The 25972-nt window shown below is 71.7% G+C and carries 20 protein-coding genes; 14 read left to right on the top strand and 6 right to left on the bottom strand.

Translation table 11 applies throughout. The features are described 5' to 3' along the window. Positions 1–8 precede the first annotated feature (8 nt). The 7 genes from ACIO3O_RS26055 (at position 9) to ACIO3O_RS26025 (ending at position 9449) form a co-directional block, all read left to right on the top strand. Positions 9–1958 carry a copper resistance CopC/CopD family protein gene (locus ACIO3O_RS26055; RefSeq protein ID WP_401749780.1) on the top strand — a complete coding sequence of 650 codons (1950 nt, stop codon included), beginning with the start codon at positions 9–11 and terminating at the stop codon, positions 1956–1958. 5 nt (positions 1959–1963) lie between these two features. Next, positions 1964–3283, top strand: coding sequence for an iron uptake transporter deferrochelatase/peroxidase subunit (gene efeB, locus ACIO3O_RS26050; protein ID WP_401749778.1), 1320 nt, complete (start codon positions 1964–1966; stop codon positions 3281–3283). Between the two features lie 107 nt (positions 3284–3390). After that, the gene (pheA, locus tag ACIO3O_RS26045; RefSeq protein WP_189822595.1) at positions 3391–4326 is read left to right on the top strand and encodes a prephenate dehydratase; all 936 of its coding nucleotides are present in this window, start codon (positions 3391–3393) and stop codon (positions 4324–4326) included. Between the two features lie 628 nt (positions 4327–4954). Further along, positions 4955–6232, top strand: coding sequence for a serine--tRNA ligase (serS, locus tag ACIO3O_RS26040; protein ID WP_401749777.1), 1278 nt, complete (start codon positions 4955–4957; stop codon positions 6230–6232). Then, entirely contained in the window at positions 6229–7068 is an 840-nt protein-coding gene (locus ACIO3O_RS26035) for an HAD family hydrolase (RefSeq protein WP_401749775.1), read from the top strand. The genes serS and ACIO3O_RS26035 overlap by 4 nt, the downstream gene beginning before the upstream one ends. A 362-nt stretch (positions 7069–7430) precedes the next feature. Further along, a complete protein-coding gene (locus ACIO3O_RS26030; RefSeq protein ID WP_401749773.1) occupies positions 7431–8105 on the top strand; it encodes a FadR/GntR family transcriptional regulator in 675 nt (224 codons plus the stop codon). Positions 8106–8183: 78 nt separating this feature from the next. Next, on the top strand, positions 8184–9449 hold the full coding sequence (locus ACIO3O_RS26025) for a CynX/NimT family MFS transporter (RefSeq protein WP_401749771.1): 1266 nt from the start codon (positions 8184–8186) through the stop codon (positions 9447–9449). Positions 9450–9604: 155 nt separating this feature from the next. On the opposite strand, the gene ACIO3O_RS26020 is transcribed toward ACIO3O_RS26025, so the two are convergent. Genes ACIO3O_RS26020 through ACIO3O_RS26005 form a run of 4 tightly spaced genes read right to left on the bottom strand, consistent with a single transcriptional unit; the run spans position 9605 to position 13171 of the window. Continuing rightward, complete coding sequence (locus ACIO3O_RS26020; protein WP_401749769.1) at positions 9605–10324, bottom strand: ABC transporter permease; 720 nt, start codon at positions 10322–10324, stop codon at positions 9605–9607. A gap of 15 nt (positions 10325–10339) precedes the next feature. Beyond that, positions 10340–11251 carry an ABC transporter ATP-binding protein gene (locus ACIO3O_RS26015; protein ID WP_401749768.1) on the bottom strand — a complete coding sequence of 304 codons (912 nt, stop codon included), beginning with the start codon at positions 11249–11251 and terminating at the stop codon, positions 10340–10342. Next, a complete protein-coding gene (locus tag ACIO3O_RS26010) occupies positions 11248–12159 on the bottom strand; it encodes an ABC transporter permease (RefSeq protein WP_401749766.1) in 912 nt (303 codons plus the stop codon). The genes ACIO3O_RS26015 and ACIO3O_RS26010 overlap by 4 nt, the downstream gene beginning before the upstream one ends. Beyond that, complete coding sequence (locus tag ACIO3O_RS26005) at positions 12149–13171, bottom strand: ABC transporter ATP-binding protein (protein ID WP_401750012.1); 1023 nt, start codon at positions 13169–13171, stop codon at positions 12149–12151. The genes ACIO3O_RS26010 and ACIO3O_RS26005 overlap by 11 nt, the downstream gene beginning before the upstream one ends. A gap of 232 nt (positions 13172–13403) precedes the next feature. Here ACIO3O_RS26005 and ACIO3O_RS26000 point away from each other — a divergent pair, with 232 nt between their 5' ends. The 6 genes from ACIO3O_RS26000 to ACIO3O_RS25975 all read left to right on the top strand — a co-directional run bounded on the left by ACIO3O_RS26000 (position 13404) and on the right by ACIO3O_RS25975 (position 19637). Continuing rightward, positions 13404–14270 carry a M24 family metallopeptidase gene (locus ACIO3O_RS26000; RefSeq protein ID WP_401749765.1) on the top strand — a complete coding sequence of 289 codons (867 nt, stop codon included), beginning with the start codon at positions 13404–13406 and terminating at the stop codon, positions 14268–14270. Then, positions 14267–16072, top strand: a complete 1806-nt coding sequence (locus tag ACIO3O_RS25995; RefSeq protein ID WP_401749763.1) for an SDR family oxidoreductase — start codon at positions 14267–14269, stop codon at positions 16070–16072. Before ACIO3O_RS26000 ends, ACIO3O_RS25995 begins: the two co-directional genes overlap by 4 nt. Then, positions 16069–16989: a metal-dependent hydrolase gene (locus ACIO3O_RS25990; RefSeq protein ID WP_401749761.1), complete on the top strand. Its 921-nt coding sequence runs from the start codon at positions 16069–16071 to the stop codon at positions 16987–16989. Before ACIO3O_RS25995 ends, ACIO3O_RS25990 begins: the two co-directional genes overlap by 4 nt. Positions 16990–17041: 52 nt before the next feature. Next, positions 17042–17986 (top strand): MerR family transcriptional regulator, encoded by a 945-nt coding sequence (locus ACIO3O_RS25985; protein ID WP_401749759.1) that lies wholly within the window; start codon positions 17042–17044, stop codon positions 17984–17986. 135 nt (positions 17987–18121) lie between these two features. Beyond that, positions 18122–18682, top strand: a complete 561-nt coding sequence (locus ACIO3O_RS25980; RefSeq protein ID WP_401749757.1) for an RNA 2'-phosphotransferase — start codon at positions 18122–18124, stop codon at positions 18680–18682. Positions 18683–18731: 49 nt separating this feature from the next. Continuing rightward, positions 18732–19637 carry an LLM class flavin-dependent oxidoreductase gene (locus ACIO3O_RS25975; RefSeq protein ID WP_401749755.1) on the top strand — a complete coding sequence of 302 codons (906 nt, stop codon included), beginning with the start codon at positions 18732–18734 and terminating at the stop codon, positions 19635–19637. 171 nt (positions 19638–19808) lie between these two features. Here ACIO3O_RS25975 and ACIO3O_RS25970 read toward each other — a convergent pair whose 3' ends face one another. Continuing rightward, a complete protein-coding gene (locus tag ACIO3O_RS25970) occupies positions 19809–22823 on the bottom strand; it encodes a tetratricopeptide repeat protein (RefSeq protein WP_401749754.1) in 3015 nt (1004 codons plus the stop codon). After that, positions 22820–24727 carry an HSP90 family protein gene (locus ACIO3O_RS25965; RefSeq protein ID WP_401749752.1) on the bottom strand — a complete coding sequence of 636 codons (1908 nt, stop codon included), beginning with the start codon at positions 24725–24727 and terminating at the stop codon, positions 22820–22822. The genes ACIO3O_RS25970 and ACIO3O_RS25965 overlap by 4 nt, the downstream gene beginning before the upstream one ends. 275 nt (positions 24728–25002) lie before the next feature. On the opposite strand from ACIO3O_RS25965, the gene ACIO3O_RS25960 reads away from it, so the two are divergent. Further along, positions 25003–25890: an HAD family hydrolase gene (locus tag ACIO3O_RS25960; protein ID WP_401749750.1), complete on the top strand. Its 888-nt coding sequence runs from the start codon at positions 25003–25005 to the stop codon at positions 25888–25890. Positions 25891–25972 lie beyond the last annotated feature (82 nt).

Below are 25972 nucleotides of genomic sequence, written 5' to 3'. Positions count from 1 at the left end.
GACTCACCATGACGGACACCGCCCCGCGCTTCGGGCCTTCGGCGACCTCCACGGCAGTGCGCGCACTGCTCGTGGTCGTCGCCCTGTTCGGCGCGCTGTTCGTGAGCGCCGGCCCCGCCGCCGCGCACGCCGCGCTCACCGACAGCAACCCGAAGGACGGGGCGGTGGTCGCCACCGCCCCCAAGAACATCACCCTGAACTTCTCCGAGCAGATCCAGCTCGGTGAGGACGCCATCCGCGTCCTCGACCCCACGGGCAAGCGCGCCGACACCGGCGAAGTGCTCGACCTGTGCAGCGGCAACCTCGTGCAGTACGGGGTCGCGCTGCACAAGGGGCTGCCCGACGGCACGTACACCGTCGCCTGGCAGGCCGTCTCTGCGGACAGCCACCCCATCTCCGGCGCCCTCACCTTCTCGATCGGCGCCCCCTCCGAGAGCAGCGTCGCGCTGCCCTCGCAGGAGGCCGGCGGCGGTGTCGTCGGCGTGCTCTACGGCATCGCGCGGTACGCCGCGTACGCCGGGTTCATCGTGCTCGTCGGCGGAGCGGCCTTCGTGCTGGCCTGCTGGCGGCGCGGGGCGTCCGAGCGGCCGATGCAGCGGCTGGTGGTGCGCGGCTGGCTGCTGCTGACCGCCGCGACGCTGCTGATGCTGTTGCTCCGCGGCCCGTACACGGGGTCCGGGGACCTGTCGGGGATCTTCGACCTCGGGGCGCTCAAGGCCGTACTGACCACCAAGACCGGTGCCGCGCTGGTGTCGCGGCTGCTGCTGCTCGGTGCGGCGGCGCTGTTCGTGGCGGTCCTCTTCGGGGCGTACGCGAAGAAGGTCGCCGTCGATCCCGAGGAGCTTGAGGACGACGAGGACTCCTCGCGCAAGGACCTCACCTTCGGCCTGGCCCTGGGCGGCGGCGTCGTGGCGGCGGGCATCGCCGCGACCTGGGCGATGTCCGAGCACGCCTCGACGGGACTCCAGCCGGGCCTCGCGATGCCCGTCGACGTCCTGCACATGCTGGCGGTCGCCGCATGGCTGGGCGGACTCGCCGCGCTGCTGACCGCGCTCTACCGGTCCCCTTCTCTGGAACGTACGGCGGTACGGAACTTCTCCCGGCTCGCCTTCGGCAGTGTCGCGGTGCTCGCCGCGACCGGGCTCTACCAGTCCTGGCGGCAGGTCGGCTCCTGGGAGGCGCTCTTCGGGACGACCTACGGGCTGCTGCTGCTGGCGAAGGTCGCGCTGGTCGCGGTGATGGTCGCGGCCGCGTGGTTCTCCCGGCGGTGGATCGGGCGGATGGCCGAGCGTGCGGCCCCCGAGGCCGAGGCCGAAGCCGTACTGAGCGAGCGCGAGGACCGGGCCGGGGAGGAAACCGACTCGGTCACCGTTCCCGAGGACCCCGAGCGTGCGGCCCAGCTCGCCCGGCAGCGGGCCGCCATGAGCACCGCGCGCGCCAAGCGGGTCCGCGACGCCGACCCCGAGCGCACCGGGCTGCGCCGCTCGGTCCTCCTGGAGGCCGGGGTCGCGGTGGTGCTGCTCGCCGTCACCACCGTTCTGACCAGCACCGAACCGGGTCGTACGGAGCTCAAGGAGGCGGGTCGCACCAACACGTCCGCCCCCGCCGTCGCCGACCGGCCCGTCGACCTGAACATGCCCTTCGACACCGGCGGCGAGAACGGCAAGGGCACCATCCGCCTCCAGGTCACCCCGGGTCGCACCGGCAGCAACGCCCTGCACGTCTGGGCCAACTCGCCTGACAACAAGCCGGTGGACGCGCCCGAGCTGAAGGTCGCGTTCACCAACGAGGACAAGCAGATCGGCCCGCTGCCCGCCGTCCCCGACAAGCTCGCTCCCGGACACTGGAGTGCGAGCGGTGTGCAGATCCCGATGGCAGGGACCTGGAAGATCGACGTGACGATCCGCACCTCCGACATCGACCAAGTGACCGTTTCCCAGAACGTCAAGATCGGCTGAACGGCGTGAGCGACACCCCTTCCTCTTCCTCCTCCTCCGAGGCTTCTCCTTCACCTGAGGCTCCTTCACCTGAGGCCTCGGACGCTGCCGGGATCTCGCGGCGGCGGCTCCTCGGTACCGCGGGCGGGGCCGCGGCGGCCGGACTGGTCGTGGGCGCGGCGGGCGGCGCGGGAGTCGCCTCCGCGGTCGCCTCGGGGGGCGAGGAACCCACGGCACTGGCCTCGCTGGGCACGACCAAGGCGATGTTTCACGGGAAACATCAGGCCGGAATCACCACTCCGCCGCAGGCCCGCGGCCATCTGATCGCGTTCGACCTGGCCCCCGGGGCCGGGCGCAAGGAGGCCACGGCACTGCTGCGCCGCTGGTCGCAGGTGGCGAAGGAACTGATGGCGGGGCGGCCGTTGGCCGGGGGCGACACCGGGGTCGCGTTCGACGCGGGGCCGTCGTCCCTCACCGTCACCTTCGGTTTCGGGCGGACCTTCTTCGACCGTACGGGGCTGAGCGCGAAGCGTCCGGTGGAGCTGGACCCGCTGCCGGACTTCTCCTCCGACCACCTCGACGCCCGGCGCAGCAACGGCGATCTGTGGGTGCAGATCGGGGCGGACGACGCGCTGGTGGCCTTCCACGCGCTGCGGGCGGTGCAGCGGGAGGCCGGGGACGCGGCCCGGGTGCGCTGGCAGATGAACGGCTTCAACCGCTCACCCGGAGCGACGGCCGCGCCCATGACGACCCGCAACCTGATGGGCCAGGTGGACGGGACGGGCAACCCGAAGCCCTCGGAGGCGGACTTCGAGAAGCGGATCTTCGTCCCGGAGAAGGGCGGCCCGGCGGGGCAGGAGTGGATGGCGGGCGGTTCGTACGTGGTCGTACGGCGGATCCGCATGCTCCTGGACGACTGGGAGAAGCTGCCGCGCGGCGACCAGGAGCAGGTCATCGGGCGGCGCAAGAAGGACGGTGCGCCGCTGACCGGCGGGGGCGAGTTCACCGAGCCGGACCTCCAGAAGGTGGGGCCGAACGGCAAGCTGGTCATCGCCTCCGACGCGCACTCCCGGATCTCGGCCCCGGAGCAGAACGGCGGTGCGGCGATGCTGCGGCGGCCGTTCTCGTACCACGACGGCATCTCGGCGGACGGGGTGGCGGACGCGGGGCTGCTGTTCATCTGCTGGCAGGCGGACCCGATGCGCGGGTTCGTGCCGGTGCAGCGCAAGCTCGACCGGGGGGACGCACTGTCGAAGTTCATCCGGCACGAGTCGAGCGGCCTGTTCGCGGTGCCGGGCGGTCCGGGCGAGGGCGAGTACGTGGGGCAGCGGTTGCTGGAGGCGTGAGTCGTCACGGCCGGTGGTCGGTGGTCGTGACCGACGGGGCTCGGGGGCTGCCGTGCGAGGGATGAGACGGCTGAGCCGTGTCCCGTACGGCCCATTAGGGTGACCGTATGTCAGCGACGCGCTACGCCTATCTCGGCCCCGAAGGCACCTTCACGGAGGTCGCCCTTCGTACGCTCCCCGAAGCCGCCACCCGTGAACTCGCGCCCATGGTGTCCGTGCCGGCCGCGCTGGACGCGGTGCGCAGCGGTGAGGCGGCGGCGGCCCTGGTGCCGATCGAGAACTCGGTGGAGGGCGGCATCACGGCGACGCTGGACGCGCTGACCTCGGGCGAGCCGCTGATGATCTACCGCGAGGTGCTGCTGTCGATCCGGTTCGCGCTGCTGGTGCGGCCGGGGACGAAGCTCCAGGACATCAAGACGGTCACCGCCCATCCGGCGGCGCAGCCGCAGGTGCGGAACTGGATCAAGGAGAACCTGCCGGACGCGGTGTGGGAGTCCTCGGCCTCCAACGCGGACGGGGCTCGGCTGGTGCAGGAGGGTCGGTACGACGCGGCGTTCGCGGGCGAGTTCGCGGCGGCGACGTACGGTCTTGAGCCGCTGGTCACGGACATCCACGACGCGGTGAACGCGCAGACGCGCTTCGTACTGGTGGGGCGGCCCGCACGGCCCGCGGCGCCGACCGGGGCGGACAAGACGTCGGTGGTGATCTGGCTGGGTCCCGACCGGCCGGGTGCGCTGCTGGAGCTGCTCCAGGAGTTCGCGGTGCGCGGGGTGAACCTGATGCTGATCCAGTCGCGGCCGACGGGTGCGGGGATCGGGAACTACTGCTTCGCGGTGGACGCGGAGGGGCACATCGCGGACCGTCGGGTGGGCGAGGCCCTGATGGGGCTGAAGCGGATCGCGCCGAAGGTGCGGTTCCTGGGGTCGTACCCGAGGGCCGGGGTGGCGGTGGAGGACGTCGCGGAGCTGCGGCACGGGACGTCGGACCGGGAGTTCACGGAGGCGTCGGACTGGCTGGCGCGGGTCCAGGACGGGCGGGGCTGAGGGCCGGAGGACGGCGGCGAACGGGCGCGGCCGGGGCGGGCGGGGCGGCGTCCCGGGTTTCCCACAGGGTTATCCACAGGCCGGTGGTTCGGGTTGGGGACAAGTCGACAACGTAACGCGACATGGTCGACAAATCGCCCTAGTGACCCAAGATCCCTCCACAGGCCGACACGACCGGCACTGTCAGCCCAATTGCCTTGATCAACTCTTTAGGGGATCAATTCCCACTCGAATGAGCGTGTGGGGCGGGTTTGGGCTGGGAATCCATCGTTCCGCACAGCCCTTTCGGAAGGCCGGATTCCGGCATCCACAGATCTTTCGCACACCCTGTGGATAACTTTCAGAAACGGCGCCGCCCTGTGGAAAAGGAGCCCGGGCGGGGCCCCAACTCCCGCCTCGCACAAGGCGGAAGGACCGGGTCCGCACCCCTCCCGTGGCCGCATCCAAGGAAATGCACCCCTCATTGCCCGGCCCCGCGAAGGGCTTCACCGCGGCACCTCCGGACCGATTTCGCATCGCCCCGCACAGCACCTTTGCATCGAATTCCCATATCCGGCAATACGGACAAAAGAGGGGGCTCGTGGATATCCAGTCGAGGGGTGCAGGCGGGCACCGGTAGCCTGGTGGGGTGATTGACCTTCGCCTGCTCCGTGAGGACCCCGACCGTGTTCGCGCCTCCCAGCGCGCCCGTGGAGAGGACGTCGCGCTCGTCGACGCCCTGCTCTCCGCCGACGAGCGGCGCAGGTCGTCCGCCGTCCGCTTCGACGAGCTCCGCAACGAGCAGAAGTCGCTCGGCAAGCTCATCCCCAAGGCCACCGGCGACGAGAAGGCCGAGCTGCTGAAGCGCACCGGCGAGCTCTCCGCCGCCGTGAAGGCCGCGGACGCCGAGCAGAACGAGGCGGCCGAAGAGGCCCAGCGTCTGCTGCTGCAGCTCGGCAACATCGTCCACGAGGACGTTCCGGTCGGCGGCGAGGAGGACTTCGTCGTCCGCGAGACGCACGGCACGATCCGCGACTTCGCCGCCGAGGGCTTCGAGCCCAAGGACCACCTGGAGCTCGGCGAGGCGCTGGGCGCCATCGACGTCGAGCGCGGCGCGAAGGTCTCCGGCTCGCGCTTCTACTACCTCACCGGTGTCGGCGCCCTCCTGGAGCTGGCCCTGGTGAACGCGGCGATCGCCCAGGCCACCGAGGCCGGCTTCGTCCCGATGCTGACCCCTGCGCTGGTCCGCCCGCGCGCCATGGAGGGCACCGGCTTCCTCGGCCAGGCCGCGGAGAACGTGTACCACCTGGAGAAGGACGACTACTACCTCGTCGGCACCTCCGAGGTCCCCCTCGCGGCGTACCACATGGACGAGATCATCGAGGCGGACAAGCTGCCGCTGCGGTACGCGGGCTTCTCGCCGTGCTTCCGCCGCGAGGCCGGGACGTACGGCAAGGACACCCGGGGCATCTTCCGGGTGCACCAGTTCGACAAGGTCGAGATGTTCTCCTACGTCCACCCGGACGACGCGGAGGCCGAACTGGAGCGCCTGCTGGAGTGGGAGAAGCAGTGGCTGAACGCCCTTGAGCTGCCCTTCCAGGTGATCGACGTGGCGACCGGCGACCTCGGCGCCTCGGCGGCGCGGAAGTACGACTGCGAGGCGTGGATCCCCACCCAGGGCAAGTACCGCGAGCTCACCTCCTCGTCGAACTGCAACAGCTTCCAGGCGCGCCGACTGTCGATCCGTATGCGCGAGGACAAGAAGGTCCAGCCGCTGGCCACCCTGAACGGCACGCTGTGCGCGGTCCCGCGCACCATCGTGGCGATCCTGGAGAACCACCAGCTGCCCGACGGCTCCGTGCGGGTCCCCGAGATCCTGCGTCCGTACCTGGGCGGCCGCGAGGTCCTGGAGCCGATCGCCACGTGAGCACCGCCCCCTCCGCGCGTGCGGACGCGCCCGCGCCGTTCCCGTACAAGCTGATCGCGACCGACCTCGACGGGACGCTGCTGCGTTCCGACGAGTCGGTCTCGCAGCGCACCCGTGACGCGCTCGCCGCCGCCTGCGCGGCGGGCGCCGCGCACATCGTGGTGACCGGTCGCTCGGTGGCCTGGACGAAGCACATCTTCGAGTCCCTCGGCTACGAGGGACTCGCGGTGTGCGGGCAGGGCGCGCAGGTCTACCACGCGGGCGAACGCCGACTGCTGACCTCGGTGACGCTGGACCGGCAGCTGGCCGGTCTCGCACTGTCCAAGATCGAGGCGGAGATCGGGCCGCTGGCGCTGGCCGCGAGCCGCGACGGCATGGACGGTGCGGTGCTGATCGGCCCCGGCTACCGGGTGCACGAGGGCGAGCTGCCGTACGTCCCGTTCACGGACATCGCGGACGTCTGGGCCGCCCCGCTGACCAAGCTGTACATCCAGCACCCCGGCATGTCCGACGACGACCTCGCCCGGGTCGCCCGTCAGACGGTCGGGAATCTGGTGGACGTCGTCATGGCCGGTGCGGGGGTCGTGGAGATCCTGCCGCTGGGCCTGAGCAAGGCGACCGGCCTGTCCCTGGCCGCCCGCCGCCTGAAGCTGAAGGCGGCGGACACCATCGCCTTCGGCGACATGCCGAACGACGTCCCGATGTTCGGCTGGGCCGCGCACGGGGTCGCGATGGCCAACGCGCACGACGAGCTGAAGGCCGTCGCGCACGAGATCACCGCGTCCAACGAGGACGACGGCATCGCCGTGGTCCTGGAGAACCTGCTCGCCCGCTGAGGCGGGCGGGTGGTTCCCCGAAGGTACGGGGAGGGGCGGCCCGGCGCGATGCGCGCTGGACGAGGCCGCCCCGGGCAGTCTCCGCAGGGCCGCACGACGGAGTGGCGGGTGTGTGCCCCCTCCGGTGCCTGCCCCACACTGCTGCCCCGAACGGGAGCCGCGCGGACCGACTGATCGGCCAACGCCCGCTCCACCCCCGGTAGTTGGGCATTGCTGCCCCCCTACTGTGCGCGCCGCCGCAGGGCGCCCGCCACTTATTTTCCAGCCGCGTGCACCGTACAACCATTCAGTTGTAGGATGACTGGGCAACCGGGCGAATCATCGTCCGGTCATCGACGGGCGGACCGGGAACGGGGAACGGCATGGCACTTCGGGCGGCGGGACGGAAGTCCCTGGTGGACACCGTCGTGGAGCAGCTCCGCGACCAGCTCACCAACGGCGAGTGGTCCGTCGGCGACCGCATCCCCACCGAGCACGTCCTCGCCGAGCAGCTCGGCGTGGGCCGCAACACCGTCCGCGAGGCCGTACGCGTCCTGGTGCACGCGGGGCTGCTGGAGTCCCGGCAGGGCAACGGCACCTTCGTCCGCTCGACCGCCGACCCCGCCGCCGTGCTGCGCGGGATGCGGCACGCCGGTGCGCTCGACGTGCTGGAGCTGCGGGTGGCCCTGGAGGCGGAAGCCGCCCGGCTGGCCGCCGTACGCCGCGACGGGGACGACCTGCGCGCGCTGCGGGCCGCGCTCGCGAAGCTCCGTGAGCAGGGGGACCGATCGGCCGATGCCGATGTCGCCTTCCACCTCGGGATCGTCGAGGCCACCCACAACGCGGCGTTCACCGAGGTCTACCGCTTCTTCTCGGCCCAGGTGCACGAGTCGTTGGTGACCTCGCTCGGCGATCACGAGATGCCGCCCATCGACCTGGTCGCCCACACGGCCCTGGTCGACGCCGTCGAGAGCGGTGACCCCGCTGCCGCGGAGCAGGCGGCGCGTGCGCTGCTCCAGGTGCCCATCGACGTCATCCGGGGCCTGGTCGGCCGCTGAGGCCTCGCCGCTCCCCCTTCCCTTCGTTCTCCCCTCCCCTCACCCCTCGTTGACCTCCCCCTTGGAAAGGTGCTTGCCTTGTCACGCCCGGAAGCCGATCAACTCCTGCTGGACGCCGAGGCCGACGTCCGGCCCACCCCTCAAGGGGCCGCCGCGCGGCGGGCGTTGCTTGCGCATCCGGTGATCCTGATGGTCGGCATCGTGCTGGCCTCGCTCAACATGCGGGCGGCACTCGCGAGCGTGTCCCCGCTGGTCAGTGAGATCAGTGACGCCTTCGGCCTGTCGTCCACGGCCACCAGCCTGGTGACGTCCGTGCCGGTGCTCTTCCTGGGTGTCGGTGCGCTGGTCGCCCCCTGGCTGGGGCGGCGCTTCGGCACCGAGGTGGTGCTGTTCTGCGCGCTGCTGCTGCTCGGCATCGGCATCGTGGTGCGTGTCGTGCCCTCGACGGTCGCGCTGTACGGCGGCGGTGTGCTGATCGGTGTCGCGATAGCCCTCCTCAATGTGCTGATGCCCGGTCTGATCAAGCGGGACTTCCCCGACCGGGCCGCGTCGATGACGTCGGTCTACACGGGCTCGATGATCGCCGGAGCCACCGTCGTGGCCGCCGCCTCGGTGCCCCTGGAGAAGGCCTTCGGCGGGAGCTGGGAGGCGTCGCTGGCGTTCTGGTCGCTGCTGGCGGCCGTGGCAGCGGTGGCCTGGCTGCCCCAGGTGCTGATCGCCCGGGGCCGTACCGGACACGAGGTGCGGGTCAGGCCCGTGGCCGGGGCAGCGCCGAAGAGCGTCTGGCGTTCGGCGCTGGCCTGGCAGGTCACTCTCTTCATGGGCCTCCAGTCGCTGTGGTCGTACGTACTGATCGCCTGGATGCCGACGATCTTCACGGATCACGGGATGAGCCGCTCCACGGCGGGCGTGATCTTCGCGTTCAACAACCTGATCCAGGTCGCGGGCGCCTTCGGTGTGCCGCTGCTGGCGGGGCGGATGCGCTCGCAGCGGCCGCTGGTGGTGCTGGTCTCCTCCCTGGTCGCGGGCGGGTACGTCGGGTTGATGGTCGCCCCGGTGTCCGGGGCCTGGCTGTGGTCGGCGATTCTCGGCGTCGGCCAGGGCGGCGCCGTGGGTCTCGCGCTGACGATGATCGTGCTGCGTGCCGGTGACGCGGCGACGGCTGCGCGGCTGTCCGGCATGGCGCAGACGGTCGGCTATCTGCTGGCCGCCGTGGGCCCGTTGGCGGCGGGCGCCGTGTACCAGGTGACCGGCAGTTGGACGGTGCCGATCGCCCTGATGCTGGGCGTGTGCGCGACAGCACTGGTGGTGGGCCTCTTCGCGGCCCGGGATCGTAAGATCTGACGCTCTTCAGGTGTCAAGGTCCAAGGACGCGCAGTCCCAAGGGCCCGGAGCATGCGGCCTGTTGCTGAAACGGGGCCGGAACGAGGAACGCCCCCGGTTCGTATGTGACATACAAACCGGGGGCGCTTTCCGTTCCCGAACGGGCCTGCTTTCGGCTACTCATCACCCGCAAGAGTGAGCGAACGCAGCTTCTGCCCCGCGTACCAGGTGGCCAGACCGGTCACGGCGGCCAGCAGGATCACCGCGGTCGGCAGTCCGACGTCCGAGGCGATCGTGCCGTCCGCCCCGATCTTCTCGGCCAGGGACAGGGCCCACTGCTGGATGCTGAGCGTCCGGGCGCCGGGCACCAGGCTGCCGAACAGGGCCTCCCACACCAGCGCGTACACCAGGCCGAAGACGACCGCGTGCCGCGAGACGGTGCCCAGCAGCAGGAAGACGGCGCTGTAGGCGATGGAGGCGACGAGGGCGGCCACCGTGTAGGCGATGGCGATCTGGCTGCCGTTGCCGTTCAGGATGAGGCCCGCGATGAAGGTGGGGATCGCGGAGAACGCCATGGTGACGGCGATGGCGACGATCAGCTTGGTGAAGATGATCGTGGGCCGCTTCACCGGCTTGGACAGCAGGTAGACGATCGAGCCGTCGTCGATCTCGGGGCCGATCGCCCCCGTGCCGGCGATGACGCCGATCAGCGGGACCATCGTGGCCAGCGCGAAGCCGCCCAGGACGGAGGCGGCGACGCCGTCGTCCACGCCGACCAGGGCCCGCACCGCGATGGCGATCACGATGAGCAGGGCGGGCAGCAGGAAGAGGATGGCCGCGCGGCGGCGGCCGAGCAGGGCCCGGTAGGTGAGCCGGGCGACCGTGGGTTCGTACATCGCAGCAAGCTCCTTTCAGGCCGTGACGAGGTAGGAGAAGACCGATTCGAGGGACTCGTCGGAGGGCTGCACCGTGAGTAGGCGGATGCCGTGCGCGCGGGCGACCTGCGGGAGCAGCTCGGTGAAGCGGCCGAAGTCGACGGCCTGGATGCGCAGCGCCTTCTCGGTGAGGTCGACCTCGATGCCCGCCGTGGACGGGTCCGCGATCAGGGCGGCGGCCAAGGCGCGGTCGTCGCTGGAGCGTACGAGGTAGCGGTGCGGGCGGTCCGTCATCAGGCGGCGGATCTTGCGGAAGTCGCCGGAGGCCGCGTGCCGGCCGGCGACGATCACCTCGATGTGCGAGGCGAGCTGCTCGACCTCCTCCAGGATGTGCGAGGAGAAGAGCACCGTGCGGCCCTCGGCGCCCATGCGGCGCAAGAGGTCCATCAACTGCATGCGCTGGCGGGGGTCCATGCCGTTGAACGGCTCGTCCAGCAGGAGCACCGCCGGATCGTGCACCAGGGCGGAGGCCATTTTCACGCGCTGGCGCATGCCCTTGCTGTACGTGGCGACCTTGCGGTCCTGTGCGTACTCCATCTCGACGGTCGCGAGCGCCTTCTGTGCCGCCCGCTCGTCCAAACCATGCAATTCGGCGTTGGCGACGACGAATTCGCGACCGGTGAGGAAGTCGTACATCGCCTCCCGTTCGGGGACGACGCCGATCTCCTTGTAGACGCTCTCGTTGCGCCAGATCGGGTTGCCGTCGAGGGTGACGGTGCCGTTGGAGGGGGCGAGGAAGCCGCCCATCATGTTGATCAGGGTGGACTTCCCGGCGCCGTTGGGGCCGAGGAGGCCGGTGACGCCGGGGCCGATGCTCATGGTGACGTCGTTGACGGCGACCACGTTCCCGAACCAGCGGGAGGCCTTGGTGATGTCGATCGTGGTCACAGTCCGACCTTCCGGTAGCGGCGCATCAGGACGCCGTAGGAGCCGGCGATGAGCCCGAGGACGACCAGCAGGTAGACCACGCCCGTGCCGGCACCGGGGCCGGTGCCGCCGGGGAAGTTCGAGGTGGCGCCGAGGAAGGCGGTCTGGACGCCGTCGATGAGGGTGGCGGGCGAGAAGAGGCCGAGCCACTCCACCGCCCCGTTCGCCTCCTGTGCGGCGGCGATGGCCTGGACGGTCGAGACGGCACCGTACGAGATGGTGAACACGGCGATGACGGCGGCGACGCCGAAGCCGCGGCGCGGCGTCAGGGCGGCCATCACGAGGCCGAGCCCGGCGAACAGGAGGGACAGCAGTGCCACGGAGACCAACCCCTGTGCGAAGCCCTTGGTCTGGGTGCCGAAGTCGAACTTCGCGAGCAGTGCGCCCGCGTAGAGGATGACCAGCGGGATCGCCGTCAGGGCGAACAGCGCGGAGGCCATCGCCGCGTACTTGGCGAGGACGTAGTCGCGGCGCTCGATGGGCCGTGAGAAGTACAGCGGCACCGTCTTGAAGCGCAGGTCCCGGGACACCGTCTGCGGCGCCTGGGCGGCCAGGTAGAGGCCGATGACGGGCTGCAGGGTGATCGCGAACGCCGTGTAGGAGAGCGGCAGTTTGGTGATGGTGCCCGCGGGGGCCGCCACGGCGACGGCGACGATGATCGCCGCGGTGGCGGTCATGACGCCGAACAGGACCATCGGCAGCACCTTGGACTTGGCGCTGCGGCCCAGTCCGTACGCCCCGCGCAGGGACTGGGAGTAGAGCGAACGGCGGGCGTAGCCGCGGCCGAGGCGGGGGCCGTCGTAGGAGCGGTAGCCGATGTTGTGGATGCGCGTCGGGTCGGCGCCCTGCGGTGTGAGGTCAGTTGCCATCGTGGCCGCCTCCCTTCTGCTTGTCGTTCCACTGGGTGCCCCAGGCGGCACCGGCCGCGACGGGCTCCGCGTCGGCGTGCTGCTCGGTGCGGAAGACCTCGGCGATGTGGTGGCGGCGCTGTTCCATGCGGACCAGGCCGATGCCCAGGTCGGCGACGGTGTCGCGGACCAGGTCGTACGTGGCGTCGCCCTCGCCCTCGACCAGGAGGATGTGACCGGCGCCGGGCAACCCCTGCTCCTCGGCGGCGTGCAGGGTGGCACCGGCGGCGGTGAGTGCCTCGCGCAACGCGCGCGTGCCGTCGGGGTGGGTGTCGGAGTCGGTGACCTCGACCGCGAGGGTGGTGGTCGTCTGGGTGAAGTCACTGGTCGAACTGGACCGCAGCAGCGCGCCGCCGTCGATGACGACGACGTGGTCGCAGGTGCGCTCCAGTTCGCCCAGGAGGTGCGAGGTGACCAGGACCGAGATCCCGAAGTCGGTGTGCACACGGCGGATCAGGCCGAGCATCTCGTCGCGGCCGACCGGGTCGAGGCCGTTGGTGGGCTCGTCGAGGAGGACCAGCTGCGGGTCGTGGACCAGGGCCTGGGCCAGCTTCACCCGCTGCTTCATGCCCGTCGAGTAGCCGCCGATGGGGCGGTAGCGCTCTTCGTAGAGGCCGACGTGCCGCAGGGTGTCGGCGGTGCGTTCGCGGGCGGCGGTCGCGGGCAGGCCGGACATCCGCGCCATGTGCACGACGAACTCGGTGGCCGAGACGTCCGGCGGCAGGCAGTCGTGCTCGGGCATGTATCCCACGCGTTCGCGGATCTCGGCGCCGCTGGTGGCGACGTCGAGTCCGAGCACGGCGGCCGTGCCCTCGGTGGCGGGGGACAGGCCGAGCAGGATCTTGATCAATGTGGACTTGCCGGCTCCGTTGGCTCCCACCAGACCCGTCACTCCGGGTCCGATGTCCAACGTGAGCCGGTCAAGCGCGGTCACCCGGGGGAACCGCTTGCTCAGGGCTTCGGTTGCGATCACGGCAGTCACAACTCCGAAGGTAGTGGCGCAGGCCACATTCCACGTCAGCCCTGGCGGTTGTTCTCCTCTCCGCCTCTGGTCGTACGAACCCGTAGGGGGGCCGGTGGCGGCGGAACGGGCGCGGAGTTATCCACAGGCCTCATGCACAGCCCTTGACGTAGCCGCCGAGCATTGTCACATTCATCAGTGTCAAGTTACGGACGCGTACCGCTACACGGGACGGACGGGTGGCATGACCTCAGCAATCTCAGAAGTCTCCGGCACACGGGGCGAACTCACCGCGGAACTGCGGGGGTTCAGACAGGTGCAGCGCCTCGCGTACGAGTGCGCCGAGGCCGTCGCCGGGCAGCTCAAGCCGGGGGTGACGGAGCGCGAGGCGGCCCGGATGCAGCGGGTGTGGCTGCGCGAGCGCGGGGTGCGCGACTGGTTCCATCTGCCGTTCGCGTGGTTCGGGGACCGGACGGCGTTCACCGGTTTCCGGATTCCGCTCCAGTTCTTCCCGACGAACCGGCGGCTGGAGGCGGGGATGCCGTTCGTCCTCGACATGGCCCCGGTCTACAAAGGCTACACCGCGGACATCGGCTACTCGGGCTGCCTGGGCCTCAACCCGGTGCACGACCGGTTGCTCGCCGACCTGGAGGCGCACCGCACGCTGATCCTCGACCAGGTGCGCGAGAAGCGGACGCTCCGCGAGATCTACGAGAACGTCGAGCGGCTCATGGTGCGCCAGGGATACGCCAACCGGCACCGCGCGTACCCGTTCGGCGTGATCGCCCACAAGGTCGACCGGGTGAAGGAACGCCCCTGGTCACCGCATGTGTTCGGGTTTGGGACGCAGTCGCTCAAGGGGCTGGCGGGCGACGCGCTGCACGGGCACCGGGACGGCTGGTCCCCGCTGTGGAGCCCGTACAAATTCTCCGACCACCCGCCGCAGCCGGGCCTGTGGGCGGTGGAACCGCACCTCGGATTTCGGGGTACGGGCGCGAAGTTCGAGGAGATCCTGGTGGTCACCGACTCCCAGGACCCCGAGCAGAGCGCGTTCTGGCTGGACGACGATCTGCCGCACGTGCGGCGCTGGGCCGAGGAGAAGGCGGCATGAGCGTGGAGAAGGCACAACCCGAGGCGGGCGCGACGGGTCTGGCGGGGGCGCGCGAGCGCCGGGTGCGGACCGGCGGGCTCGAACTGTGCGTCGCCGAACTGGGCGACGCCGCGCAGCCGACCGTGCTGCTGGTGCACGGCTACCCGGACAGCAAGGAGGTGTGGTCCGAGGTCGCGACCCGGCTGGCGGACCGCTTCCACGTGGTGCTGTACGACGTCCGGGGGCACGGCAGGTCACAGGCGCCGAAGCCACTGCGCGGCGGATTCACGCTGGAGAAGCTCACCGACGACTTCCTGGCGGTCGCGGACGCGGTCAGTCCGGACCGGCCGGTGCATCTGGTGGGGCACGACTGGGGGTCCGTGCAGGGCTGGGAGTTCGCGACGGTCCAGCGCACGCAGGGGCGGATCGCGTCCTTCACCTCCATGTCGGGGCCGTCCCTGGACCACTTCGGTCACTGGATCAAGAAGCGGATGTCCCGGCCGACCCCGCGCCGCGCCGCCCAGCTCCTCAACCAGGGCATCAAGTCCTGGTACGTGTACATGCTGCACACCCCGGTGCTGCCCGAGCTGGCCTGGCGCGGGCCGCTCGGCAAGCGCTGGCCGAAGATGCTGGAGCGGCTGGAGAAGATCCCGGCCGGCGACTACCCGACGGCCTCGCTGCCGCAGGACGCGGCGCACGGCGCCTGGCTCTACCGCGACAACGTCCGCACCCGGCTGCGCAGGCCGCGCGCCGACGCGTACGCGCACGCACCCGTGCAGCTGATCACCCCGACCGGGGATGCCTTCCTGTCGGAGCGGCTGTACGACGATCTGGCGCTGTGGGCTCCGCAGTTGGTACGTCGCACCCTCCCCGCCAAGCACTGGGTGCCCCGCACCCGGCCGGACCAACTGGCGGCGTGGATAGCCGAGTTCGTCACGGCGAACGAGGACAGCACGGCGGGGGTCGCCCCGCGCGAGTCCGCCGCGGGCGGCGCGTACGCCGACCGGTTCGGCGGGCAGCTGGTCCTGGTCACCGGTGCGGGCAGCGGGATCGGGCGGGCCACCGCCTTCGCGTTCGCCGAGGCGGGCGCGCGGATCGTGGCGGTGGACCGGGACGCGGAGGGGGCGTCCAGGACCGCCGAGCTGGCCCGGCTGATCGGGGCGCAGGACGCCTGGGCCGAGGTCGTCGACGTCAGTGACGCGCAGGCGATGGAGAAACTGGCGGAGAAGGTCGCCGCCGACCACGGCATCGTGGACGTGCTGGTCAACAACGCCGGAATCGGGATGTCCGGTTCCTTCATGAGCACCTCGGCGGAGGACTGGAAGAAGGTCCTGGACGTCAACCTGTGGGGGGTCATCCACGGCTGCCGCACCTTCGGCAGGCAGATGGCCGAGCGCGGCCAGGGCGGTCACATCGTCAACACCGCGTCCGCCGCCGCCTTCCAGCCCTCCAAGGCGCTGCCCGCGTACAGCACGTCGAAGGCGGCGGTGCTGATGCTCAGCGAGTGCCTGCGGGCCGAGCTGGCCGGGCAGGGCATCGGGGTGAGCGCCATCTGTCCCGGCCTCGTCAACACCAACATCACCGCCACCTCCCGCTTCACCGGGGTGTCGGAGGAAGAGGAGAAGCGCAGGCAGAAGCGCTCGTCGCGGCTGTACGGGCTGCGCAACTACCCGCCGGAGAAGGTCGCCGACGCCGTACTGCGCGCCGTGGTGAAGAACCAGGCGGTGGTGCCGGTGACACCGGAGGCGCGCGGCGCGTACCTGATGTCCCGCTTCACGCCGAAGGCGCTGCGCGCGATCGCCCGATTGGAGCCGCCGCTGTGAACACCGAACCTCAGGACGCCGGACACGTCATCGCGCCCCGCCGGGTCTCCTTCGACTGGCACGGGACGCCGCTGCACTGGATACCGGACGAGCCGACCGCCACGCACGTCATCAACGTGCTGCACCTGCTGCTGCCGGCCGGTGAGCGGTGGTTCGTACGGGTCTTCAAGGAGGCGCTGCCGTTGGTGCGCGACCCCGAACTCCTCCAGCAGGTCAAGGGGTTCATGGGGCAGGAGGCCACGCACAGCGTGCAGCACAGCTATGTGCTGGACCACCTCGCCGACCAGGACCTGGACACCGCCGCGTACACCCGGCACGTCGACTTCCTCTTCGAGAAGCTGCTCGGCGAGACGCCGCCGCTGAACCTGCCGGTGCCCACCCGGGAGTGGCTGCGGTTCCGGCTCTCGGTGGTCGCGGCGATCGAGCAGTTCACGGCCGTGCTCGGCGACTGGGTGCTGCACGCGGAGGGCCTGGACCGGGCAGACCCGGACGCGGTGATGCTCGATCTGCTGCGCTGGCACGGTGCGGAGGAGGTCGAGCACCGGGCGGTCGCCTTCGACATGTACCAGCACTGCGGCGGCGAGGGCCTGCCCCGCTACGCCCGCCGTATCGAGGGCATGGTCGTGGTCGCGCCGGTGATGCTGTGGCTGTGGGCGTGGGGGGCCTCGTACCTCATACGTCACGATCCGCAGCTCGCCGGGAGGCTGCGCTACTCGCTGCGCGAGCACAACCGGGCGGTCGCCAAGGGGCTGCTGCCGACCTGGCGGGAGCTGGGCTCGGCGGTCCCCCGGTACTTCCGGCGGTCGTACCATCCCTCGCAGGAAGGCTCGCTGCGCAGGGCCGTGGAGTACCTGGCCACCTCGCCCGCGGCGCGCGCCGCCGCGGGTGCGGTGGGACGGGCCGCACTGCGGCCCTGAGCCGGCCGGGAGAAACGGTCCTGAATCGGCGCCGGGAGGAAGGGGAGTGGCCATGTCCGGGCGACAGACGGAGGGCGAGTACCGGATCGAGGACCTCGCGCACCACAGCGGTGCCACGGTCCGGACGATCCGCGCCTACCAGGACCGCGGGCTGCTCCCCAAGCCGGAGCGGCGCGGGCGGGCCAACGTGTACGGGGACGCGCACCTGGCCCGGCTGCGGCAGATCGCCGATCTCCTGGACCGGGGCTACACCCTGGCCAGCATCAAGGAGCTGCTGGAGGCGTGGGACGCGGGCCGGGGCCTGGGCGGGGTGCTCGGACTGGTCGCGGAGGTCGGCGGGCCGTGGACCGACGAGGAGGCGAGCCGGATCACGCGGGCGGAGCTGGACGCGCGGTTCGGCGGCCGTCCCGACGACTCCGCGGTCGCCGAGGCGGTCGAACTCGGGGTGCTGGAAAGGATCGAGGGCTGCGAGGACGAGTTCCTGGTGCCCTCGCCGCAGGAGCTGGCGGTGGCCGCGGAGCTCTATGCGGCGGGGGTTCCGCTGCGTGCCATCTCGGGCCATCTGCGCGAACTGCGCGGCCAGGTCGAGCACATAGCGGCCCGGTTCCTGGAGTTCACCACCGAGCACGTCTTCGCGCGGTATCTGGGACACACGCCGCCGACGGACGCGGACGCGGCGGAGGCGGCCGCCCTCGTACGTCGGCTGCGGCCGCTCGCGCAGCAGAGCGTGGACGCCGAACTGGCGCGTGCCATGCGACTGTTCGCCACCCGTCACCTGCAGCAGCACCTCGGGGCGGCGCCCTCCGCCGAGCCGGACGACCGACCGCAGGCGCTCGCGCTTCCGGCGGGAACGATCGCCGCCGTCCAGGCGTTGGTTGGGGCAGAGAACGCTTCGGCTTTTGTTGCGGCGGCCACGGAACGGGAGCTCCAGGCACGGACCTTGGACGCCCTGTCAGCAAAACAACTCAATCGGGCGAAAGTTGATGAAGTGCCTTAAATCGGGCATGAGTTATCCACAGTTCTTGCATTTCCCTTGTGGAAAAGGGCGGTTGGCTGTGGATTACCTCGAACTTCCTCTCAGGCCAACGGAATTCGGATGCGCTCCGAGCACTTCGCCAGGGATTCTGACCGGATGAACGAGCAGCGCATCGTGAAGGTCTCGAAGTACCTCTCGAAACACCTGCGCCATCAGCCCGAGCGCATCGGCCTCGCCCTCGACGCGAACGGCTGGGTCGAGGTCGACACCCTCGTCCGGGCCGCCGCCGCGCACGGCTTCCGCTTCACCCGCGCCGAGCTGGACCACGTCGTCGCCATCAACGACAAGAAGCGTTTCGCGGTACGGGAGGACCAGGCGCGCGGCACCCTGATCCGCGCCAGCCAGGGCCACACGGTCGAGGTCGACCTGGCGCTGGCCCCGGCCGAGCCCCCGCCGTATCTCTTCCACGGCACCCACCCCCGGGCCGTGGAGGCCGTCCGGGCCGAGGGCCTGCGCCCGATGGCCCGGCACGACGTGCACCTGTCGGCGGACCGGGAGACCGCCACCCGGGTCGGCGCGCGCCGGGGACGCCCGGTGGTGCTGTCCGTGGACGCCGGGGCGATGCACCGGGCGGGCCACACCTTCCGGGTGAGCGCGAACGGGGTGTGGCTGACGGCACGGGTGCCGGTGGAGTTCCTGCACTTCCCGGGGGCGTGAGCCCGGTGACGCCTCCCCGGGGCGCAGGCCCGGCCCGTACAGTCGGATCATGCGTCTGAGCACTGTGATTCTGCCGATCCGCCGTTGGAACGAGGGCGGCAAGCAGGTGTGGCAGCGGGCCGAGGAGCTGGGCTTCCACACCGCGTACACCTACGACCACCTGTCCTGGCGGGTGCCGTTCCGGGAGGGCCCGTGGTTCGGGGCGCTGCCCACGCTGACGGCCGCCGCGTCGGCCACCGAGAGCCTGCGCCTGGGCACGCTGGTGACCTCGCCGAACTTCCGGCACCCGGTGACCCTGGCCAAGGAGCTGATCTCGCTCGACGACATCAGCGGCGGGCGCGTCACGCTGGGCATCGGCGCGGGCAGCGCGGGCGGGTTCGATGCGACGGCCCTGGTGCCCGAGGGGACCGCGCCGTGGACGCCGCGCGAGCGGGCGGACCGGTTCGCCGAGTTCCTGGGGCTGCTGGACCGGCTGCTCACCGAGGACGCCGTGTCGTACGAGGGCACGTTCTGGTCGGCGGGCGACGTACGGAACATCCCCGGGTGCGTGCAGCGGCCGCGGCTGCCGTTCGCGGTGGCGGCGACCGGGCCGCGCGGGCTGAAGCTGGCCGCGCGGCACGGGCAGGCGTGGGTGACCACCGGTGACCCCAAGCTGTACGAGAACGGCACGCCGGACGAGTCCCTGGAGGCGATCCGGGGGCAGGTGGCGAAGCTGGGGGCGGCGTGCGAGGCCGTGGGGCGGGACGTCGGCGAGCTGGGGAAGACCCTGCTGACCGGGTTCACGCCGGACCGGCCGCTGGAGTCCCTGGACGCGTTCGTGGACTTCGCGGGGCGGCATGCGGAGCTGGGCTTCGACGAGCTGGTGCTGCACTGGCCCATCGCTGACACGCAGTTCGCGGCGGACGAGAAGGTCTTTGAGCAGATCGCGACGGAGGGGCTCGCGCAGCTGGGCTGAGCGGACGAGGAGGGGGCAATCCCGCGCCGGGATCGCGCCGGGGTCGCCCCCTCGTACGCGACCTCGCGCCGGGGTCGCCCCCTCGTACGCGGCCTCGTGCCGGGATCGCCCCCTCGTACGGGGCCTCGCACCGGGATCCGGGGTCGCCCCCCTTCGTACGCCGCCTCGCGCTCAGCCGTAGTGCTCCACCCGCTGCTCCACCTGCCGCAGCAGCTCCGCCGCCGCCTCCGATTCCCCGGCCAGCTCCTTCAGCTCGCCGACGAACGTCTCCAGCAGCGCCCGTCCCTCGTCCTTGCGCCCGAGCCCCTGCTCCGCCCACGCGGACCGCAGCACGCAGCTCGCCCGCTCGCCCAGCTCCTCGGGGCCGAACTCGCGCAGTGCCTCCGCCGCCCGGATGCCCAGTTCGACGGACTCGGCCTCCAGCCCGTCCTCGTCGTAGAGCAACCGCGACAGCTGCGACCAGGTGCGGGCCCGCTCCAGGCGGTACTCCGGCCCGTCCTCGTCGAGCACCACGAGGGCCCGGTCCATCAACTCCCGGGCGCGCGCGACGTCGCCCGGCAGTTCCTCGCCCTCGTCGTCGTACCGCTCCTCGGCAGCCAGCCACGCCAGCGCCCGCAGCGCGCGCACCTGCCCGAACGGCTCGCCCGCCTCCTGCCACAGCCCGACGGCCCGCTCGTACGCCTGCGCCGCCTGCTCCTCCAGCCCGTCCGCGCCCGCCAGGCACTCGGCCGCCAGCATCGCCAGCCGCGCCTTGGGCGCCGGGTGGTCCCAGGCCTCGGCGGTCTCCGCCGCCAGCAGGTACTGCTCGGCCGCCGCCTTCTCGTCGCCGAGCTGCCGCAGCAGTCGCCCGAGGGTGTCCCGCGCGCGTACGGCCTGCTCGTCGCCGTGCTCCAACAGGTCGGGCAGCGCCGACTCCAGGATCTCGGCGCCCTCGGCCGCCCGGCCGCTCGCGCCGAACGCCTGCGCCAGGACCAGCCGCGCAGAGGCGCCCGCCCCCGCGCCGTCGCCCGCCGCGTCGAACCAGTGCGCCGCCTCCAGCGCGTACGTCGCCGCCTCGGCCTCCTTGCCGTCCTGCTGGTAGAGCGCCTCCGCCAGAGCCAGTCGTACGGTTCCCCGTTCCTCGGCGTCGACCAGCTCGGCCGCGCATTCCAGCGCCGTACGGGCCGCCTCCTCCGCCAGGTCGGGGCGGCCCAGCATCAGACGCAGCCGGGCCAGACCGGTCAGCGGTTCCGCGGCCTCCCACGGCTTGCCGGCCTCCTGGTTCCGCCGGGCCGCGGAGGTCAGCAGGTCCTCGGCGCGCTTCCAGTCCTGGGTGTCCACCGCGTCGTGGGCGAGCGCGACCTCGGCCTCGGCGACCAGGTCGGACAGGCGCCCGGCGGCCTCGCCCGTGCCGTACCGCTCGGCGAAGCCGGACATCGCCGCGAGGAAGCGCGCGTGGGCCTCCGCCTCGAAACCGCCGTCGTGCCCGGCCTCCTCGTGCCCGGCTTCCTCGCGCCCGGCCCCGTCACGCTCGGCGTGGGAGCGCTCGGCGTGGGAGCGGTGGGCATGGGCGCGCTGGGCGATGAACGTCTCCAGCTTGATCCGGGTCAGGGCCGCGGTGGCCTCCCGGTACGTCCGCAGCGGATCGTCGGCGGGTATCTCCTCGACCAGCGCGTCCGCCGCGTGCAGCGCCGCCCGTATCTCCTCGTCGGACGCACCCTGCTGGACAGCGGCGACAGCGATCCGTACGGCGTTGACCGCGGCCCGGGCGGGCTCGCCGAGCGCCTGGTAGACCGCGACGACGTCCTCGAAGAGCCGCCGTACCGTGCCGTCCCCGACCGGTGTTCCCCCGGCCCGGCCCACGGTGAGCGCGTGGTGCTCCGCCAGCTCGGCCGCGAGCAGCGCCTCCGGCTCCGGTGCGCCCTCGCGCGCGCGCAGCACCGCGATCCGCTCCCAGAGCTCCGCCGCAGCCGGGTGGCCCGCGGCCCGCGACGCCCGTGCCCGTACGGCCAGTTCCTCTACGGTCTCCGCCGCACTCCCGGCCGGAGCCGACCGTACGGAGTGCGCAGAGGGCGCAGCGGACACAGAGGCAGCCGCCCGCACCCCCAGCGGCAGCGTGTCCGTCAGGGGCTGCCTGGCGAGCCGCTCGGCGCGCTGCCCGGACACCACCGTGCTGCCGTTGCGCGCGTCGAAACGCCGGGCCGTCTCCTCCGTACGGTCCTCCAGCAGCGCGGCCAGTTCCGCCGCCGTGTGCCGGCGGCCGTCGTGGTGCGCGACGGGACGGTGCCCGTGCCCGGTCGCGACCAGGCGGCGCAGCAGCACGAGGACGCCGGTCTGGAACTGCAGGTTCGTCCACGCGTTGCCCTCGGACGAGAGGTGACCCGCGTGCTCGGCGAGGATCTCCAGGCCGCGTCCCTCGTTGCCGGTCAGCGCGCAGAACTCGATGTGCAGGCCGATCGACGGCAGCAGGCTCTCGTTGCCCTTGGCCATGCGGTAGCCGCGCAGGTGGTGGCTGCGCGCCTCGTCGGTCCGGCCCGTGCGCACCAGCGGGAGCAGGGACTTGGCGAAGGTGCGGTGCGGTTCCTCCGCGCAGGTCAGACGCCCGTCGAGCACGGGGGTCCAGACCTCCAGCGCCTTGGCGTCCTCCCCGCGCGTCTCCCAGTGGTGACCCTGGTCGTTGGTCTCGCAGGCGTGGCAGTTGGCCATCTCGTCCCGCTCGGCGGCGGTCCAGGCCGCGAAGGCGCGCTCGGCGCGCTCCGTGTCACCGGTGTCCTGGGCGAGTTCGAACTCGGCCTGGCGCACCGCTCGTTCGCTGTAGCCGCCGAGGCTGTAGCGGTGCTGCATCTCGACCAGCCAGCCCTCGATCGAGGAGAGCGGTATCTCGGGCAGCGTCAGCATCCCCGAGGTGACCCACTTGAACATCCAGTGGAACCGGTAGACGTCCGAGCTGTCGAAGCCGGAGGGGTCCTTGTCCCACTCCTGGAGCAGGCGGGCGAAGGGCACCATCATCCGGCCGCGCTCGACGCTGTACTCGTACGCCGAGATCAGCTCGAAGAGGGCGAGCCGGACCAGCCCGGGGTCCCCGGTGGTCTCCGCGGCGGCGACCAGCTGCTCCCCGCGGGCGTTGCGCACCGGCCCGTTGGGGGCGCGGCGGTTCTCCCAGAGGGCTTCCCGGACGTCGTGGGGCGAGAGGATGTGGTCGCTCACTGCCCGTCCTCCTTCTTCTCCGCCTCGGCGGCGTTCGCGATCGGGTGGGTCGCCCACTCCAGGAGGCCGAGGAAGGCCCGGTTGAGCAGTGAGGTGTCGGCGGGGCGCAGCGGGCGCTGCGACATCAGCAGGGCCTGGCCGTAGAGCGATTCGACGGCCGTACCGGCGAGGTCGGCGTCGGGGATCGCGGCGATCTTCCGGACCAGCGGGTTGTTGTGGTTGAGGACCAGGCGGGCGCGCGGCACGGAGCCGCGGAGCGCGCCGAGGATGCCCGTCCACAGGCTGTCGGCGTTCGCCTCGGCGTCGGCGCGGTCGCGCTCGTGCCGGGCCTGACGGTCGTCGAGGAAGAGTGCGGGCACGGTCACCGGCTGGAATCCGCGCAGGACGACGTCGCAGCCCAGCGGGTCCAGCCGGGTCCTGGCGGTGGCGAGGAAGGACGCGAAGGCCAGCTCCTGCTGCGGGGCGACCGGGTCGAGGTGCGCGGTGACCGCTCCGGCGTCCAGCTCGCTGACCTTGACGTCCCTGCGCACCTGCGGGAGCAGTTCGACCAGTTCGGCGTCGTACGTGTAGCCGCCGTTGACCACGCCGAGCCCGTGCGCGGCGGCGATCGGGGCGACCTGGCGGAACTCCTCGACGGTGCGCGTGAAGTGCACCTCGGAGTGGGTACGGGCGAACTCGTCCAGGGTGAGCCGGCCGTCGCTGGTCTCGAACGGCAGCCAGGGCAGCATCAGTTCCAGCAGGTCCGCGTCGTGCCGGGCGAGGGACTTCACGCCCAGGTGGTGCACGGCCAGGAACGACGCCAGCCGGTCCGGGTCCCCGGCCGCGAGCTCGGCCAGCCACTCCCGTATCCGCACGCCCAGTGCTTCGCGTACGGCGTCCAGCGTCTCGTCGTCGTAGAGGTTCTCCCGCGACGCGGTGGGCCGCAGGGTGTCCGTGTCGAGGACGACGCGGACGAAGAAGGCCCAGTCCGGCAGCAGGTTGTCCGCGCGGTCGGTGAGCAGCATGCCCTTGAGGTAGACCCGGTGGGCGGCGCGGTGGGCCGGGCTGGTCGCCGACGGCAGGACGTACGCCACGCCGCGCACCCCGGCGACGGGCAGGTCCAGGTCGATGCTGTCGAGCGGGCTGAAGCCGAAGGTCTGCGCGCAGTGCCCGGCGAGCGCCACCCGGCGGGCGGTGGGTGTGGGGTGCTGGCGGTCCCAGACGGCGGGCCGGTCCGTGACGGGGCGGGCGTCGCCGTCGGGCCCGGTGAAGGTGACGTCGTACGGGAGCAGCGAGCCGAAGTCCCTGGCCAGCTCCTCGACGCGGGCAGCCTGCGTCCACTCCTCGGCGCCGGGGCGCGGCCGGAGGTGCACGGTGGTGCCGGGCTCCGGGCGGGCGTCGTCGGGCAGCGTCCGTACGGTGTACGAGCCGTCGTCGGTGGCCAGCCACTCCACGGGCGGCGCGTCGGGGGTGCGCGCGGACCGGGATATGACGCGGATCTGCCGGGCGACGACGAAGCAGGCGAGCAGGCCGATGCCGAACTGGCCGAGGAACTCGCGGCGGGCGCCCTCCAGGCCGTCCCGCTTGGAGCTGCGGCCGATGGTGGCGAGGAGGGTATGGACCTCGTCCGCGGTCAGGCCGATGCCGCTGTCCTCGATGGTGACGGCGCCGTCGGCGGCGGCGCTCAGCCGGATGCGGACCGGGGCGTCGGGGTCGTGGCCGCGGCGGGCGGTGGAGGCGTCCACCGCGTTCTGCAGCAGTTCGCGGACGTAGACGCGGGGGCTGGAGTACAGGTGGTGGGAGAGCAGGTCGACGAGGCCGCGCAGGTCGACCTGGAAGGTGTTGACCTCGGGATTCTCAGGGGTGTCGGGATTCTCGGGATTGTTGGGATTCTGGGGATCGTCTGCCTGTGTTTTCGGGTTCACCGAATCACCTCGCGTCTGTGGGCGGCTGCGTGGGCTCGGACGAATCGCTGGGTCCCCCCTGACGAATCGCGACGGCCGTCCGGCCCATGCCGCCGACCGCAAGGCCACGGGCAGGACCCGGAATTGATGAACATCGTAGGTGGGGGCACTGACAATCCCCCAGGGAATTGTGGCCGCCCCGAAACGCCACCGACCGGAGCACCTGATTCCGGATGTGCCCCCTCAGATGTGCACCCTTTCGCACGTCCGTGCGCTTCATGCGGGAAGATGAAGCGGTGACCTCAGCTACCGACCCCCGCCCCCGCCCGGCCGACGACCCCGAGGACGGTGCGGGCGCGGCCGCGGCCGTCCGCCTGATCGCCACCGACCTGGACGGCACGCTGCTGCGCGACGACAAGTCCGTCTCGGAGCGCACCGTCGCCGCCCTGGCCGCCGCCGAGGCCGCCGGGATCGAGGTCTTCTTCGTGACCGGCCGCCCGGCCCGCTGGATGGGCGTCGTCAGCGCGCACGTCCACGGCCACGGCCTCGCCATCTGCGCCAACGGCGCGGCCGTCGTCGACCTGCACGCGGGCGGCGAGCTCATCGAGGTGCGCCCCCTGGAGCGCGCCGACGCCCTCGCCACCGTGGCGGCGCTGCGGGCCGCCGCCCCCGACACCTCCTTCGCGGTGGAACTGACCACGGGTATCCACTACGAGCCCGACTACCCGCCGTTCCAGTTCGACCCGGCGGCCAGCATCGGCACCGCCGAGGAGCTGCTGCACGCGCAGACCCCCGGCCTGGGCGCCCCGGTGATCAAGCTGCTCGCACACCACCCCACGATGGCCCCGGACGACTTCCTCGACCTGGCCCGCACGGCCGTCGGCACCTACGGCTCGGTCACCCGCTCCAGCCCGACCGCCCTCCTGGAGATCAGCGGCCCCGGCGTCTCCAAGGCGAGCACCCTGGCCCGCTGCTGCGCCGAACGCGGCATCCTCCCGGAAGAGGTCGTGGCCTTCGGCGACATGCCGAACGACATCGAGATGCTGGCCTGGGCGGGCCGCTCGTACGCCATGGGCAACGCCCACCCGGCGGTCCTCGCCGTCGCCTCGGGGCGCACGGCGCCCAACGAGGAGGACGGGGTCGCCGCGATCATCGAGCAGCTCCTGGCCGAGCGGCAGCAGTAGCGCGCCACGGGCGAGGGGCGACCTCCGACGCCACGAACATGGGCGTCCTCCGACGCCACAGGGGTAAGGGGCGTCCTCCGGG

The organism is Streptomyces sp. NPDC087440, assembly GCF_044744005.1.
Taxonomy (GTDB): domain Bacteria; phylum Actinomycetota; class Actinomycetes; order Streptomycetales; family Streptomycetaceae; genus Streptomyces.
The sequence above is the reverse complement of the archived record's forward strand: the minus strand, read 5'-3'. Positions and strand labels throughout refer to the sequence as shown.